Consider the following 15962-nt stretch of genomic DNA (forward strand, 5'->3'; position numbering starts at 1 on the left):
ATAAGCAATTGTTTTTTTAGATTTTAACCCAGCTTTTTTAAACAATAATAGTTACTCTTCTTTCTCGCGCTCTATGAATGTAGCTCCATTTTCATGTGTTAAATGGTAAATGGCACTTTTTTCTTCTATTCCAAATTGCCCGTTTTCTGCAATGACAAACTCTTCGTTATTTTTCGTTTGGAAATAATAAGTGCCTACTGTTCCTATTTCATACTCATAAATGACTTCTTTAATATCCTGCCATTTATATGTGGTTTGATGATGAAATTCTTTGAAAACAATTTGTGTTTTCTGTATAGCGATATAATTTACAAGAGAAAAATAGCCTAAAACCAGACTGCTCACAATTACTATAATCGTAATCAAATAGGTGTATTTATTTCTTTTGAATCCAAGCATGATCAACGTTAAAATAACTAATGCAATTGCCAAGACAAGCATAGTGATGTTGTTTGTTGGAGTGATTAGTACGATATTATCTCTACTAAAATAAAACGTTTGGGAAATAGCAAATGGCAATATGAAAACAATGATGGGTGATACTAAAAGTAACACTATCGCTAAAATAAAAAGCTTTGCACTAGGTGATAGTTCGTTAAGCATAATCCTCCCCCTTTTGCGATGTTTGAATATTCGGTTATTTTATCTAAGTGTAACATATTTATAAATAAGGATTACATAAGGCTAATTACCAAAAGTTGTGGATGACATTTGTTTAGACGTATGCCTTGAATAAAAGTTGATAGGAGTGGAGACTGGACGCCCAGTCGGAACGGAAGTCAACCACACGTTATGGTGATGAGCTTACATACGAATTTTATGACTAGGAGTATGAAGTAACCATAAAATTCTGAATTAATACTTCTATACATTGAAAATGAGCCGTTATAATATCGATATAGAGGTGAATGTTATGAGAAAAGATAGAGGAAAAGTTTGGTTAGGGGTTGCAGGGGTTGCTGTAAATGAGCTAGGTCAATGGCTAGTTGTCAAAAAAGCATATAGCGGTTTAAAGGGAAGATGGTCATTGCCTGCCGGTTTTGTTAATGCTGGTGAAACTGTGGATGAAGCGGTTGTACGTGAATTAAAGGAAGAAACGGGTATTGATTGTTGTGTATCTGGCTTAATCGGTTTTCGAACGGGTGTGATTCGTGGTGACATTAGCGATAATATGGCGATATTTTATTGCCGGATGAAAGATGAGCAGCAGCAGATTTGCATTCAGGAAAATGAAATATTAGAAGCGAAATGGATGTATCCAAAGGAGCTTGCACAAGATGAAATGACATCAGTTATGTTAAAGGAAATGGCATCCAACCAATTTGAAAAGCATCAATTAGAAGGAATTGAAGGTATTAATCCAGGAGATATATTTGGATATTCCTCTTATAGATTGTTCTTTAAAAAATAAAGTGACAGAGGAAGTGGAAGAAAAAGCATATAAGGGATGTACTTGTTGATTTTCCTAAATATGACGAACAAGCGAAATCAAGGATAAGTTCATTGAAAGCGCTGTAGTAATCATGTAAACTAATGAGAGGAAAACGGAGGTTATACATACATGGAAGGTCCAGTTTCAATAGTACAGTTAATCATTTCAATTTTGTTATTTTTCGTCATGTTCTTTGGTATCGGATTTTTATTGAATATGCTTCTGCGAATGACTTGGTTAATGGCGATTGTGTATCCAATTGTTGTTATCTTTATTGTTGATGAGGTCAGCTTTTTTGATTATATTTTCAAACCAGGATCCGCATTTCCGGCTCTTTTAGATAAGTTACAAGCACTGCAATTTGTAGATATTGCAATCTTATCGGGTGGCTTTGCAGGTTCAATTGTAGCTGGAATTGTCATGATTTTTTTACGTAAAAGTGGATATCGAATGTTTTAACTTCTTTCAGCGGGCAAACATCCGCTGAAAGAAAGGAACTCAGTCGTGTTGGCCCAAAGCCTCCGGCGGATGTCACGGAATCGGAAAGGAGTGCTTTAAAGGATGTTAGCCTAAAATCATCGCATCCATGCGATAACGGCTAACTGACCTGCATCAGTGCTGCTGCCGCTACGCTTTTGCACAAAAAACATCTGTTGCTGTCGCTACGTTAGCACTGCGCTTTCGCACAAAAAACATCTGTTGCTGTCGCTACGTTAGCACTGCGCTTTCGCACAAAAAACATCTGTTGCTGTCGCTACGTTAGCACTGCGCTTTTGCACAAAAAACATCTGTTGCTGTCGCTACGTTAGCACTGCGCTTTCGCACAAAAAACATCTGCAGGCCTAAGCACAAAGCCGATTCCGGACGCAATTATACCGAGGCATAATTGATCTTATTTCAGCGGGTGTCCAAACATCCGCTGATTTTTTTTTTGAATGTTTCCGATAAACCGTGAAAAGTTTCCGATAAAAAGCAAAAAGTTTCCGATAAAACTCGAGATGTTTCCGATAAATCATAAAAGTGTTCCGATAAATAAAAAAACACAGCCTCAAACAGGAGGATGTGTCCAATTTTTTTACAAAATAAACTGGTAGGTTATGATGGCGATAAAAATCCCGGTTAGTGCCCCAAAAAATACCTCGCTTCGTTTATGACCCAGCAATGTTTTTAGCTCCTCCATTTTTTCTTGCCCATCCATTTGCGGCCATTTTTTAAAATCGTGAAGCAGTATTTGAAAGTCCTTACGTAGTTGGTTTAAAACAGCTGCATGTTGGCCTGCCTGATAGCGTACTCCACTCGCATCATACATGACGATAAATGAAAACATAGCGGCTACGGCAAAAATTGGGGAATCTAACCCTGTTTCATAGGCAATAGAGGTTGTTAGTCCTGTTACGGAAGCGGAGTGTGAGCTAGGCATACCTCCAGTGGAAGTAATTAGTCCCCAGTTAATTTGTCTTGTCATTAAAAAATGAATAGGAATTTTTACAAACTGTGCAAAGAGAACTGCAAAGAGGGCAACGAGTAAAGGGGTATTTTGAAGTAAACTCATAATCATCACAACCTTCACTTATAATGCTTTTATTATACCATTCATTTTTTTCTAAAAGCCAAATATTACGCGTTTTCTGAAATTTAGGTATAATAAAGTATTGAATGGAGGAATTTACATGCACATTGTAAAAGAAGCAAAAACATTTGAAACGATTTCTACGGAAGTGTTAGTAGTAGGAGTCTCTAAACATCGTGAGCAAATGCAAGATTGGGCAAGTTTTTCATCATTTTATGGAGAATCCCTTGATGCGTGGCTTGGTGCAGGGGATGTATCGACAGAGCTAAAAAAAATGACGAAATTGCCATTCTTGAAAGTCCACTCAAATCTTAAACGCATTTTATTTGTTGGTTTGGATGAACGTAAAAACCTAACAGAAGGTGATATTCGTGCAGCCTTTGGATTGGTCGGCAAGGAACTGAAAGCCTCAAAAGTTAAAGAATATTCAATTTGGCTTGAATCGTTTACGACAGATGCTATTACTGTGGCAGATGTTGCGTTTTTAGCTGGTGAAGGAACAGGTCTTGGCTATTATTCAATTCCTCATTACAAAACAACTTCAAATGAAGTAGATAAGCGTATTGATGCTGTTCATCTTGTGACTACTGCTGATGACATAGATGAGGTTGTGGCAAGCTTTGAGGTTGGCGCTATTTATGCAGATGCAGTAAATGAAGCACGTAGCTTAATCAATTTACCACCAAATCTACTTACAGCGACAGATTTAGCTAACTATGCAGAATCTCTAGCAGTGGAGTATGGTTTTGAAGTTGAAATTTTAGATAAAGCACAACTAGAAGAACTAGGTATGGGCGGTATTTTAAGTGTCAATCAAGGCTCCCATGAAGAACCTCGTTTAATAACATTAAAATATAAAGCGACTGAAGATTTCGACGATCCAATTGGCCTTGTCGGCAAAGGGGTTACGTATGATACAGGTGGCTATTCCTTAAAGCCAAAAGATTCAATGGTAGGTATGAAGGGCGATATGGGCGGTGCGGCAGCAGTACTAGGTGCTATGAAAATCATCGGTGAATTACGCCCTAATAAAAATGTCGTAGCAGTTATTGGCTCTACCGATAATATGGTATCTGGCACAGCGTTTAAGCCGGATGATGTTATTACGACATATAGTGGCAAAACGGTTGAGGTTTTAAATACCGATGCTGAGGGACGTTTAGTATTAGCAGATGCTACTACATATGCTAAGCAACAAGGTGCTACTTCCCTTATCGATGTTGCAACGTTAACAGGTGGAGTCATTACTGCACTTGGTATGGATAAAACGGGTGCACTTGCTAATGATGATGAATTCTTTGCGGATTTCATGGAAGCTGCACAAGAGACTGATGAGTTTGTTTGGCGTATGCCTTTAACAGAAAGTGATAAAAAACGGATTCGTAAATCAGATGTCGCTGATTTAAATAACTCTCCTGGTCGTGATGGACATATGATCTTTGGTGGAGGCTTCGTTGGTGAGTTTGTTGGTGATACACCATGGATTCACTTAGATATTGCAGGAACATCAGATGCGATTGCAGTACATGACCTAGGCCCAATAGGTGGTACAGGTGTAATGGTACGTACACTAGCAAACTTTGTGCAACGTTTAGGAGAAGAAAAATAGAGTAGGCGATATACATGTGAGATATGTATCTTCCTTCATACGATAGAGTAAAAAGGGAGGAAGCATATGCCATTTTTCGGAGGTTATCCAGGAGGAGGCTTTTGGACATTCGGTGCGCCGTTTTTTGGAGGGTTTTTAGGAGGTTTACTAGGAACGCAATTTAATCAATATCCATACTATCCTAGCTATCGACCATATCCGCCATATCCACCGTACCCACCATATAGACGGCATCGTTATCGACCGTATTAATTCGAATAAAATAAAGATCATCACAAAAATTGCAAACCAGCTGTCGGTAACAAAATCGACAGCTGGTTTTTTCCTTTAATAATAGTAGTCATTGGAATGATGAACTAAGTATCAAATAAACTGTTGACAGAATATAATGAATTGTATATTATTCTTATTATATTACTAAGAATTAAAAACGAAGCTGACTAGTAAACTAGAGGCTCTTATTATTCACAGGTACTGCTATGCCTATGGATAATTTGAGTCTTTTTTATCTTCATTCAGAGAAGACTACTATCTCTTAAGGTGAGGAGATGAATACGGGTGTGGTTCCTTTTCAGGATGTGTCCGAACACCTACTGATATAAAAGAACTCAGTCTAAGAACGCCACGTCCTGTGGCGACGACTGAGTGACCAACATCACGTTGGCCTAAAGCCTCCAGCGGATGTCACGGATTTTGAAAGGAATGAATATAAGGATGTTAGCCTAAAATCTTCGCATCCTGCGAAAACAGCTAACTGACCTGCATCGGTAAAAACGCCACGTCCTGTGGCATTACCGAAATGACCGACATCGTGTCGGCCCTCGTGCAGGCCTAGGCACAATCCAAAATCCGGACGCATTGTTTATCTGTAGCGACAGCTACAATTACGCCAAGGCGAAATGGATCTCTATCTAATAAGAGACGAGAAGGAGTGAAATCAAATGGGGAAAGTTTTTATAGTAGGTGCTGGTCCTGGCGATGTTGATCTTATTACTGTAAAAGGATTACGGTGTATCGAATGTGCAGATGTCATTCTATATGACAGACTCATCAATAAAGAGCTATTATCTTATGCAAAACGAGAAGCTAAGCTCATCTTTTGCGGTAAGCTACCTCAGCAACATGCCATGATTCAAGAGCAGATAAATCAATCAATTGTCAGCTATGCGCAGCAAGGACTGGTTGTCACGAGATTAAAGGGAGGTGACCCATTCGTTTTTGGCAGGGGTGCTGAGGAAGCGGAGGTACTAGCGCAGCATAATATTCCTTTCGAAATTGTACCAGGCATCACTTCAGGGATAGCAGCGCCAGCCTATGCAGGGATTCCTGTTACACATCGTAACTTAAGCTCAAGTTTTGCAATGGTTACGGGACATATGAGAGAGGGTAAGGATGATGCAATCCGATGGGAACATCTTGCAAAAGGGATTGAGACGATTGCTATTTATATGGGCGTAGGTAACCTTCCCTATATCCGGCAGCAACTGCTCAAGAATGGGCGTGACGAAGAAACACCAGTAGCACTCATCCATTGGGGTACATTTTCTCAGCAAAAAACAGTCACAGGTACTTTAGCCAATATTGAAGATATAGTGCAGCAAGAAAATATTCAAAATCCAAGCATAATTGTAGTGGGAAAAGTTGTTGCCTTAAGGGAACAAATTCAATGGTTCGAGCAAAATATTCCACAGCCTAAATTGGCGGAAAATTCTGTGTAAGGATGTGGGTTCATGCAAGCTATTTTATATATCGCTCATGGTAGTCGTGTAAAGGCGGGAGTGGAGCAAGCAGTTACCTTTCTAAAGAGCGTACAACGGGAAATTGAGTTACCAATCCAAGAAATTTGTTTTTTAGAGCTCTCGGCGCCAACTATTGCTGAAGGGATAGATAGCTGTATTAAACGAGGGGCTACAGCTATAGCCGTCATGCCTATTTTATTATTAGCTGCTCAGCATGCAAAGCATGATATTCCAAGTGAGATTGATCAAGCAAAAAAACAGCATCCACAAGTGCGCTTTACATACGGTGAACCGCTTGGTGTCCATGAACTATTAATCGATACACTACAGACTAGAATTTTAGAAGCAAGGTTACCTACTAACAATGCAAGTGTTTTACTGATAGGTCGCGGGAGTAGTGATCCTGCAGTAAAGAGTGATTTAGCCAAAATTGCAACAAGATTACGTGACAAATATGCTTACGGAGCTGTAGACACATGCTTTTTATATGGAAAAGGTCCTACGTTTGAAGATTGGTTACAGCAAGAGAAGGATGGGACCAACCAAGTATTTATAGTACCGTATTTGTTGTTTACTGGGATTTTGCGCCAAAGCATAACAAGGCGATTACAAAACTATGAGAATAAGAACATTATTTTATGTGAAAGTTTAGGCTATGACGACAACGTAAGGAAAGTTTTAGTGGAACGTATTTATCACTTACTACAATTGAATGAGGAAGGTGTTTGTAATGGTAGATAAAAGGACTGAAAATATAAATCTAGCATTAGATAATGTCCGCCAAATTTTAAATACGATGAATCATGGATCCATTACATTGATTGTACAAAATTCCTACGTGGTCCAAATTGAAAAGAAGGAAAAAATACGACTCCGATAATTTTATATTGGTTAAAGTATAGCGTCGGTCTAGTATGATCAACCCTACATTATGGTGATGAGCTCAAATTCAGACAAATTACTAAGAGAAGAAAATGATACGAATACGTGAGGTGGCAAGATTGAAACTGCAAGTAATAAACAGTCCATTTAATGAGGAGCAGGTAAAGCTGTTAAATGAGTTGCTTCCTAAACTAACAGGAGAACAGAGGATTTGGTTAAACGGCTATTTAAGTGCTCCACTAGCAACTATTGATGCCATTGTTGAAGAAGAAAAGCCGACAGTAAAACCAATCACCAAAACAGTGACCGTTTTATATGGATCACAAACAGGCAATAGCCAGGGGTTAGCTGAAAAATACGCCTCAGCATTAAAAGACAATGAAGTTGACGTAACAATCTCATCGTTAGCAACGTTTAAGCCAAACAATTTAAAAAAGGTAACAAATCTTTTACTCATTGTTAGCACACATGGGGAAGGGGATCCACCTGATCAAGCGATTCAGTTCTACGAATTTTTGCATAGTAAGCGTGCTCCAAAGTTAGAGCATCTTCATTATTCAGTGTTAGCTTTAGGCGATAGCTCCTATGAATTTTTCTGTAAAACAGGAAAGGATTTTGATGAGCAATTTACCAAGTTAGGGGCAACTCGAATCGTCCCTCGCACAGATTGCGATGTAGATTATGATGATGTGGCAGCACAATGGTTCTCAGCTGTTCAGCAGGAATTGCTTCAACAGACGGATATAGCTACTACGTCTACTACACAAAATCAGCCAGCACAAGGAGACACTACATATTCTCGTAAAAATCCGTTTTATGCTGAAGTACTTGAAAACATTAATTTAAATGGCCGCGGCTCAAACAAAGAAACACATCATATTGAATTATCAATCGAGGATGCAAATTTTCATTTCGAACCAGGGGATAGTATTGGGATTCAACCAGAAAATGATGAAAAACTAGTCGATGCTTTAATAACAGCGTTACAGTTTGATCCACAAACTGAAGTAAACGTATTTGAAGAAACACAGCCATTAAAGAATGCATTACAAAAGAAGCTAGAAATAACAGTGCTATCTAAGCCGTTGTTACAAAAAATGGGTGCCTTTACGGTGCATCAAGAATTTACAAAGCTACTTGAAGACACGAGTGCCTGGAAAGACTATGCAAAAGGAAGAGATTTGCTCGATGTTGTAGAAGACTTTGCACCATTTACATGGGATGCACAGCAATTGGTTAATTTACTGCGTAAAATTCCAGCGAGACTTTATTCAATTGCTAGTAGTCAAAAGGCGAATAACGAAGAGGTACATTTAACAATTGGGAAAGTAAGCTATGAGACAAATGGACGACAACGTCTTGGCGTTTGTTCTGGTAGCGTTGCAGAGCGTGTACAAATGGGTGATTCATTACCAATATTTGTTCATAAAAATCCGAACTTTAGATTGCCAGAGCATGAGGACACACCGATTATTATGATTGGAGCCGGTACAGGTATCGCTCCGTACCGTGCATTTTTAGAGGAGCGTGAGGAACTAGGTATCGAAGGAAAAGCATGGCTAATTTTTGGCGATCAACACTTTGTAACAGACTTTCTTTACCAAACCGATTGGCAGCGTTGGCTTGCTTCAGGCACACTAAGTCAAATGCATGTCGCCTTCTCCCGTGATACAGATAAAAAAATATATGTACAACATAAAATTGAGGAAAATGCTGTGGACTTTTATGAATGGCTAGAACAAGGGGCTGTCATTTACGTTTGTGGTGATAAGAAATCGATGGCGACAGATGTTGATGCAATAATACATCGCGTCATTGAGCAGCAAGGGCAAAAAACGCCAGAGGAAGCAAAAGCCTTTGTCAATGAACTTAAACAACAGAAACGCTATCAACGTGACGTTTATTAACTTCTTTCGGCAAATGTTTTATGTAGCGAAAGTAATGCGTAAGCTACAATTCTGCCGAGGCATAATTGATTAAAGGGGCGAAAAAAATGACTGAAAAAATTATTTTACCTCCACAAGCGGGGAAGCCTAGTGATGTAGAGCGTATTAAGAGTGATAGTAATTATTTACGTGGAACACTTGAACGTACGATGAATAATCCATTAAGCTCAGGTATTCCAGAGGATGATAACCGTTTGATGAAATTCCATGGTAGTTACTTACAAGATGATCGTGATCTTCGGAATGAACGCCAACGTCAAAAGCTAGAGCCAGCTTATCAATTTATGGTGCGTGTACGAACACCAGGAGGGGCAGCCACACCAGCACAATGGCTAGTAATGGATGACATGGCGAGAAAGTATGGCAATGGCTCCTTAAAATTAACAACACGTCAGGCATTCCAAGTGCATGGGATATTAAAATGGAATGTCAAAAAATATATGCAGGAAATTAATGAGGTATTATTGGATTCTCTCGCTGCCTGTGGGGATGTAAATCGTAATGTGATGTGTAATGTGAATCCAAACCAATCCGCATTACATGAGGAAATTTATAACTGGTCCGCAAAATTAAGTGAGCACTTACTACCTAGAACACGAGCATACCATGAGCTATGGCTGGATGGTGAAAAGGTAGTCGATAGTCAGGATGAAGAAATTGAACCTATATACGGTGCGCAATATTTGCCGCGTAAATTTAAAATTGGTATTGCTATTCCACCAAGTAATGATGTAGACGTATTCTCGCAAGATATTGGACTCATTGCCATTGTTGAGGATGATCAGTTAGTAGGCTTTAACGTGGCAGTTGGTGGAGGGATGGGAATGACGCATGGCGATCATGAAACGTATCCACAGCTTGCTCGTGAAATTGGCTTTATTACACCTGATAAACTACTGGAAACAGCCGAGAAAATTATTACGATTCAGCGCGATTATGGGAATCGCTCAGTGCGTAAAAATGCACGTTTTAAATATACAATTGATGCAAGAGGATTTGAGTGGTTTAATGATGAACTGACGCGTCGTCTAGGCTGGGACATCCAACAAGCCCGTCCATTTACCTTTGAACGTACAGGTGATGAATATGGATGGATTAAAGGTGCAGACGACAAATGGCATTATACATTATTTATTCAAAATGGCCGTATTAAAGACTTTGAAAATTATGAGCTTCTAACAGGATTACGTGAAATTGCTAAAGTGCATACGGGTGATTTCCGCTTAACACCAAACCAAAATTTAATGATTAGTAATGTAACATCACAAAAGAAGGAAAAAATCGCTGCTATTATTGAGCAATATAAGCTTACAGATGGTGCGCACTATTCTGCATTGCGTCGTAATTCGATTGCTTGCGTTTCATTACCAACATGTGGTTTAGCGATGGCAGAAGCGGAGCGTTACTTGCCTTCTCTAATAACAAAAATTGAAACAATCATTGATGAGGCAGGCTTAAACGATACAGAAATTGTTATTCGTATGTCAGGCTGTCCGAATGGATGTTCACGTGCGGCAATGGCCGAGATTGGCTTTATTGGTAAAGGCCCAGGGAAATATAATTTGTATTTAGGAGCAAGCTTTACTGGTAATCGTCTCAATAAAATCTATCGTGAAAATATTGGGGAAGAGGAAATTTTAGCAGAGCTTCGTCCGATCCTTCTGCACTATGCAAAGGAACGTTTAGAGGGTGAACATTTCGGAGACTTTGTAATTCGTGCAGGTTATGTAACAGCTGTTCACGACGGGCGAGATTTTCATAATTAACCCGTTAATCGCTGTGAACTGACAATTCCATGATCACTAACCTGAAGCTAATTGATTCTAAACATTCATCAATATATTCACGACATAGCTCCATCTGCACGATAAGTTCAAGCAAGTAGATATGGCTTATTTAACGAGAACGATGCCAGGGTTGTTTCAATGTGGATTTCGTGGGGATGTTCGCGCATTAAAAAATAAATTTTCTTATAAAACCTAGTTGTCTGCTAGATATACTTAGTATATCTTGGTGATAAGAAGAAATTGTAGAACGAGGTAGCTAATACCATCGTTTCATAATAAGCTGGCTAGTCAAACTAGAGGCGTTTTAACAAAGGCATGTCTATTACGATGTCTTTCGTTAGGACGTCTTTTTTCGTTACGAGGGGGATTATTATGTTAACATATGCAACTTGGCACGAGCCAACAATGGATTTTAATGTTGATGAAACTTATAAAGCTGCACTGGAGGTTTTACAGTGGAGCTATACTGAATACGGAGAGGATATCGTCTATGCATGTAGCTTTGGGATTGAAGGAATTGTCTTGATTGACCTTATTTCAAAGGTGAAGCCTGATGCTACGATTGTCTTTTTAGATACAGATGTTCATTTTAAGGAAACATATGAAACGATTGACAGAGTAAAAGAAAAATATCCGCAGCTTAACATAATTATGCAAAAATCAGCACTTACATTAGAACAGCAAGCAGCACAATATGGCGAAGAACTATGGAAGTCTAATCCAAATAAATGCTGCGAAATTCGCAAGATTGTGCCGTTACATGAAGCGTTAGCAGGTGCAAAAGCTTGGATTTCAGGCTTACGTCGTGAACAATCATCAACCCGACAAAATACAAACTTTATCAATCGTGATGATAAATTTAAGTCGATTAAAATTTGCCCACTCATTCATTGGACATGGAAGGATGTTTGGCGATATGTCTCAAAACTTAATTTGCCTTACAATCCTTTACACGACAGAGGTTATCCAAGCATTGGCTGTGAGCACTGTACAAAACCAGCATTTACGATGGATGATTTACGTTCAGGGAGATGGCAGGAATCTGGTAAAACCGAGTGTGGTTTACATGAATAAAGGGGTTTTGTCATGCTTGAATATGTTGCGATAGCGATTAGTTTATTTTTTGCGATGAATATAGGGGCCAGTGGAGCGGCAGCCTCAATGGGGGTTGCTTACGGTGCAGGTGCCATCAAAAAAGCTTGGCAAGCATTGTTAATTTGTTCAGTGGGTGTTTTTAGTGGAGCTGTGCTTGGTGGTGGAGAGGTAGTAAAAACGATCAGCTCTGGGATTATGCCGCAGGAGTACATTACTGTAAAGATTGTCATTATTATTTTGATTTCTGCCACAAGCTCACTATTCCTTGCTAATCTTTTGGGCATCCCACTCTCGACGAGTGAAGTAACGGTGGGAGCAGTTGTAGGTGTTGGGATTGCCTATAAAGTGTTATATGTAAAATCATTGTTTGTCATCATTTCATTTTGGATCATTATTCCGATTATTGCGTTTGTCATCGCACTTGTCTTTGGTAAGTGGCTGTATAAATTACGAGGCAAGGGCTTGTTAAAGGATCGACCGATATTAACGATTCTTCTTGTCTTTGCCGGATTTTTCGAAGCATTTTCAGCAGGGATGAATAACGTAGCAAATGCAGTTGGCCCTCTTGTTGGCGCAGGCGTGATGGGCGTAACAAGTGGGATATGGCTTGGTGGGGCATTTGTGGCGCTCGGTGCTATGCTACTAGGAAAACGAGTACTTGAAACAAACGGTAAAAAAATTATGCGCTTTGAGAAGCCAGAGGGGATATTGATATCGAGTACAGGAGCACTCCTTGTCGGTATTAGCTCTATTTTTGGGCTTCCCGTGCCGTTAACACAAGTAACGTCCTCTTCCATCATCGGGATGGGGATGGCCAAAAACGGTAAACAAATTTTTCATAAGCATATCGTGAAAAAAATAATTCGTATTTGGATTGTCTCGCCAATTTTTTCTTTAGTCATTTCTTATTTTTTAGTACAGCTATTCTTAGAGAAAGATTTCTATGCCATCGTATTAACTGGCAGTATTATTGTCGGAACGCTTGGTGTCATTAGCTTAATGCGAACAATGCGTGAAGAAGAGCGCTCAATATATGACGCGGGTGAAGGTATTTAATGGGAGCCGATCAAATCAGAGTGGGACTCGATCGCATTTGAAAGGAAGCTGATCAAATCAACGGGCCCCCGATCACATTTGAACGGAAGCCGATCACTTTTGAATTGGATCAAATCAGAGTGGGACCTGATCACTTTAAAATGGAAGCTGATCAAAACAGTGGGAACCCCAATCAATGCGCATATAAACATTGTGGTGGATAAAAATGGTTAATCAACACATCTGCTTAAATATAAAACATAGTAATTTAATAAAAATAGGAGGAGATTTTGATGAGTTTACAACCACATGGTGGACGATTAGTGCAAGCCTTTAATCCAGAGAAGGATGTAACACAAATAAAAAAAGTTATTGAACTTGATGCCATTTCACTTAGTGATTTAGAGTTAATTGCTATCGGCGGTTACAGTCCAATTGAAGGTTTTTTAACGCAGGAAGATTATGAATCTGTTGTTGAGCATACACGTTTAGCAACAGGAGTGGTGTGGAGTATTCCGATTACATTACCTGTAACAAAGGAAGTAGCGGCAACATTACAGTCTGGCGATGAGGCAAAATTAGTTTATGGTGATGCTGTTTATGGCGTTATTGAAGTTATTGATATTTATGAACCGAATAAGCGGAAAGAGGAATTGTTAATATATGGAACAGAGGATTTAGAACATCCCGGTGTTAAAAAGCTGCATGAACGTCCAAGTATTTATGTGGGCGGAAAAATTACATTAGTAAAACGTCTTGAGCAAAAGTTTTCCGCCTATTCATTTGATCCGATTGAAACACGTCATCTGTTTGCAGAAAAGGGCTGGAAAACGATTGTTGGCTTCCAAACACGTAATCCGGTACACCGGGCACATGAATATATTCAAAAGGCGGCACTTGAAACAATTGATGGATTATTTTTAAACCCGCTTGTCGGGGAAACGAAATCAGACGATGTGTCAGCTGCAATTCGTATGGAAAGCTACGAGGTTCTACTTAAAAATTATTATCCTGAAAATCGCGTGCAATTAGGTGTATTTCCAGCCGCAATGCGTTATGCAGGACCAAGGGAAGCCATTTTCCATGCACTTGTACGAAAAAATTATGGCTGTACGCACTTTATCGTTGGGCGTGATCATGCGGGTGTTGGTGATTACTATGGCACATATGATGCACAAAAAATCTTTGAACAATTTTCTGAAGATGAATTAGGGATTGTTCCGTTAAAATTTGAGCATAGCTTCTATTGTAACAAATGTGAGGGCATGGCAACGACGAAAACTTGTTCTCATGATAGCTCAGCACACGTCATTTTATCGGGTACTAAAGTTCGTGAAATGTTACGTAATGGTGAAGTGCCACCAAGTACATTTAGTCGTAAAGAGGTTGTTGATGTACTGATTAAAGGAATGCGTAAGGAGGTTTTAAAGTGAGTTCGAACATCGTTTGGCATGAAGCATCTATTACGAAAGAGCAGCGTCATACACAAAATAAACATCAAAGCTTTATTTTATGGTTCACTGGTTTATCGGCTTCAGGAAAATCTTCTGTGGCGAATGCCTTCGCTCACCGGCTCTTTGAACGTGGTAATCTAGCATTTGTCTTAGATGGTGATAATGTTCGTCATGGCCTGAATAAGGATTTAGGATTTGACGAAGCAGGCCGGAAGGAAAATATTCGTCGCATCGGAGAAGTTTCTAAGCTTTTTGTAGAAAGTGGTCAAATTGTATTAACAGCTTTTATTTCTCCTTATAGGGAAGATCGTCAAGTTGTACGTGCGCTGGTAGAAGAAGGAGAATTTATAGAGGTATATGTGAGGTGCTCTGTAGAAACGTGTGAAAAGCGTGATCCAAAGGGACTTTATAAAAAAGCACGGAATGCAGAAATCCCAAACTTTACAGGTATTAGTGCGCCTTATGAAGAACCAGCAAATCCAGAAATTATTTTAGACACAGAACGTTATTCCATTGAAGAATGTGTAGACCGGCTCACAGACATTTTAACTTCAAAAGGATATATTTAATAAAAATTGCTTTCTTAAAGAATCTGCTTGCTTTTGATGAAGCAGATTTTTTTTGTGAGAAATTTTTGGCTCATCACCAAAAGTTGTGGATGACATTTGTTAAAACATATACTATGTAAATAAGTTGATTGGAGTGGAGGCTGGGTGACTCCTTGGGGATCAGCGTCACAGATGAGACCCTGGAGCGAGCAACGCGAGTGAAGCGGCTCATCGGACGCCCCCAGGAAAGCGCCCAGTCGGAACGGAAATCAACCACACGTTTTGGTGATGAACCCGAATTTTTCCATTTCTTATAGAGTTATTCCATTTGTTGTGAGATGATTTAATCATCAAATGTTATAGGAGATGAAAAAAATGAGCGTACATATTCAATTACTAACCAAAGATGATGTGAACCCGAAATTATTAAATGAAATAGTGGGACTGTGGAATGAAAATGCCAAAGAAACGGCAGATAGTGAATTAGAGAAGAGTGAAAGACAAGGTATTCAAGAACAGCTAGAACAATATATTCAATCAAAATATGGGGCTATTTATATCGCAACTAATGACAACAATCAAATTATTGGTTTTGGAATGGCTTCGATAAAAAAAGATTTAATTTATGATATGAACTATGGCCAAATAGATGAAGTTTATGTAATACCTACTTATAGAAGACAGAAGGTTGCTAAACGTCTAGTAGATGATTTAGTGAATTGGATTGACGAAGAGCACGATACGTCTGTAATAAATGTTTATGTAGATTTAGAAAATGACTTAGCATTAAACTTTTGGGAAGGGATCGGATTAGAAAAAGAGTTTTTTATGCTATCAAGTAATTAAAAAATGGCCAATGAAGTCT

Annotated in this window: 16 protein-coding genes; 14 read left to right on the forward strand and 2 right to left on the reverse strand. The window is 39.0% G+C overall.

Annotation, left to right across the window (positions count from 1 at the left end; translation table 11 throughout):
- Positions 1–51: 51 nt before the first annotated feature.
- Complete coding sequence (locus ACB089_RS04790; RefSeq protein ID WP_374965517.1) at positions 52–603, reverse strand: hypothetical protein; 552 nt, start codon at positions 601–603, stop codon at positions 52–54.
- Positions 604–913: 310 nt separating this feature from the next.
- Between ACB089_RS04790 and ACB089_RS04795 the strand changes: the two genes are divergently transcribed.
- Entirely contained in the window at positions 914–1411 is a 498-nt protein-coding gene (locus ACB089_RS04795) for an NUDIX domain-containing protein (RefSeq protein WP_068985313.1), read from the forward strand.
- 150 nt (positions 1412–1561) lie between these two features.
- A complete protein-coding gene (locus ACB089_RS04800; RefSeq protein WP_068985312.1) occupies positions 1562–1891 on the forward strand; it encodes a YuiB family protein in 330 nt (109 codons plus the stop codon).
- 616 nt (positions 1892–2507) lie between these two features.
- Here the strand turns inward: ACB089_RS04800 and ACB089_RS04805 are convergent.
- The gene (locus ACB089_RS04805; protein ID WP_374965518.1) at positions 2508–2990 is read right to left on the reverse strand and encodes a divergent PAP2 family protein; all 483 of its coding nucleotides are present in this window, start codon (positions 2988–2990) and stop codon (positions 2508–2510) included.
- Positions 2991–3102: 112 nt separating this feature from the next.
- On the opposite strand from ACB089_RS04805, the gene ACB089_RS04810 reads away from it, so the two are divergent.
- From ACB089_RS04810 to ACB089_RS04865, 12 genes are all read left to right on the forward strand, one after another.
- A complete protein-coding gene (locus ACB089_RS04810; RefSeq protein WP_374965519.1) occupies positions 3103–4611 on the forward strand; it encodes a leucyl aminopeptidase in 1509 nt (502 codons plus the stop codon).
- 66 nt (positions 4612–4677) lie between these two features.
- Positions 4678–4863: a uroporphyrin-III methyltransferase gene (locus tag ACB089_RS04815; RefSeq protein ID WP_374965520.1), complete on the forward strand. Its 186-nt coding sequence runs from the start codon at positions 4678–4680 to the stop codon at positions 4861–4863.
- 689 nt (positions 4864–5552) lie between these two features.
- Positions 5553–6329, forward strand: coding sequence for a uroporphyrinogen-III C-methyltransferase (cobA, locus tag ACB089_RS04820; RefSeq protein WP_374965521.1), 777 nt, complete (start codon positions 5553–5555; stop codon positions 6327–6329).
- 12 nt (positions 6330–6341) lie between these two features.
- The gene (locus tag ACB089_RS04825) at positions 6342–7091 is read left to right on the forward strand and encodes a sirohydrochlorin chelatase (protein WP_374965522.1); all 750 of its coding nucleotides are present in this window, start codon (positions 6342–6344) and stop codon (positions 7089–7091) included.
- On the forward strand, positions 7081–7230 hold the full coding sequence (locus ACB089_RS04830; RefSeq protein WP_083227049.1) for a YezD family protein: 150 nt from the start codon (positions 7081–7083) through the stop codon (positions 7228–7230). Before ACB089_RS04825 ends, ACB089_RS04830 begins: the two co-directional genes overlap by 11 nt.
- A gap of 121 nt (positions 7231–7351) precedes the next feature.
- Positions 7352–9139, forward strand: a complete 1788-nt coding sequence (locus ACB089_RS04835; RefSeq protein WP_374965523.1) for an assimilatory sulfite reductase (NADPH) flavoprotein subunit — start codon at positions 7352–7354, stop codon at positions 9137–9139.
- Between the two features lie 86 nt (positions 9140–9225).
- Positions 9226–10944: an assimilatory sulfite reductase (NADPH) hemoprotein subunit gene (gene cysI / locus ACB089_RS04840; protein WP_374965524.1), complete on the forward strand. Its 1719-nt coding sequence runs from the start codon at positions 9226–9228 to the stop codon at positions 10942–10944.
- 393 nt (positions 10945–11337) lie between these two features.
- Complete coding sequence (locus ACB089_RS04845; protein ID WP_374965525.1) at positions 11338–12039, forward strand: phosphoadenylyl-sulfate reductase; 702 nt, start codon at positions 11338–11340, stop codon at positions 12037–12039.
- A 12-nt stretch (positions 12040–12051) separates the two neighbouring features.
- Positions 12052–13116 carry an anion permease gene (locus ACB089_RS04850; protein WP_374965526.1) on the forward strand — a complete coding sequence of 355 codons (1065 nt, stop codon included), beginning with the start codon at positions 12052–12054 and terminating at the stop codon, positions 13114–13116.
- A gap of 272 nt (positions 13117–13388) precedes the next feature.
- The gene (sat, locus tag ACB089_RS04855; RefSeq protein WP_374965527.1) at positions 13389–14528 is read left to right on the forward strand and encodes a sulfate adenylyltransferase; all 1140 of its coding nucleotides are present in this window, start codon (positions 13389–13391) and stop codon (positions 14526–14528) included.
- A complete protein-coding gene (gene cysC, locus ACB089_RS04860) occupies positions 14525–15118 on the forward strand; it encodes an adenylyl-sulfate kinase (RefSeq protein ID WP_374965528.1) in 594 nt (197 codons plus the stop codon). Before sat ends, cysC begins: the two co-directional genes overlap by 4 nt.
- A 354-nt stretch (positions 15119–15472) precedes the next feature.
- On the forward strand, positions 15473–15943 hold the full coding sequence (locus ACB089_RS04865; RefSeq protein WP_374965529.1) for a GNAT family N-acetyltransferase: 471 nt from the start codon (positions 15473–15475) through the stop codon (positions 15941–15943).
- The last annotated feature ends 19 nt before the right edge of the window (positions 15944–15962 follow it).

This window comes from Lysinibacillus sp. RS10 (genome assembly GCF_041956855.1).
GTDB classification, from domain to species: Bacteria; Bacillota; Bacilli; order Bacillales_A; family Planococcaceae; genus Lysinibacillus; species Lysinibacillus xylanilyticus_A.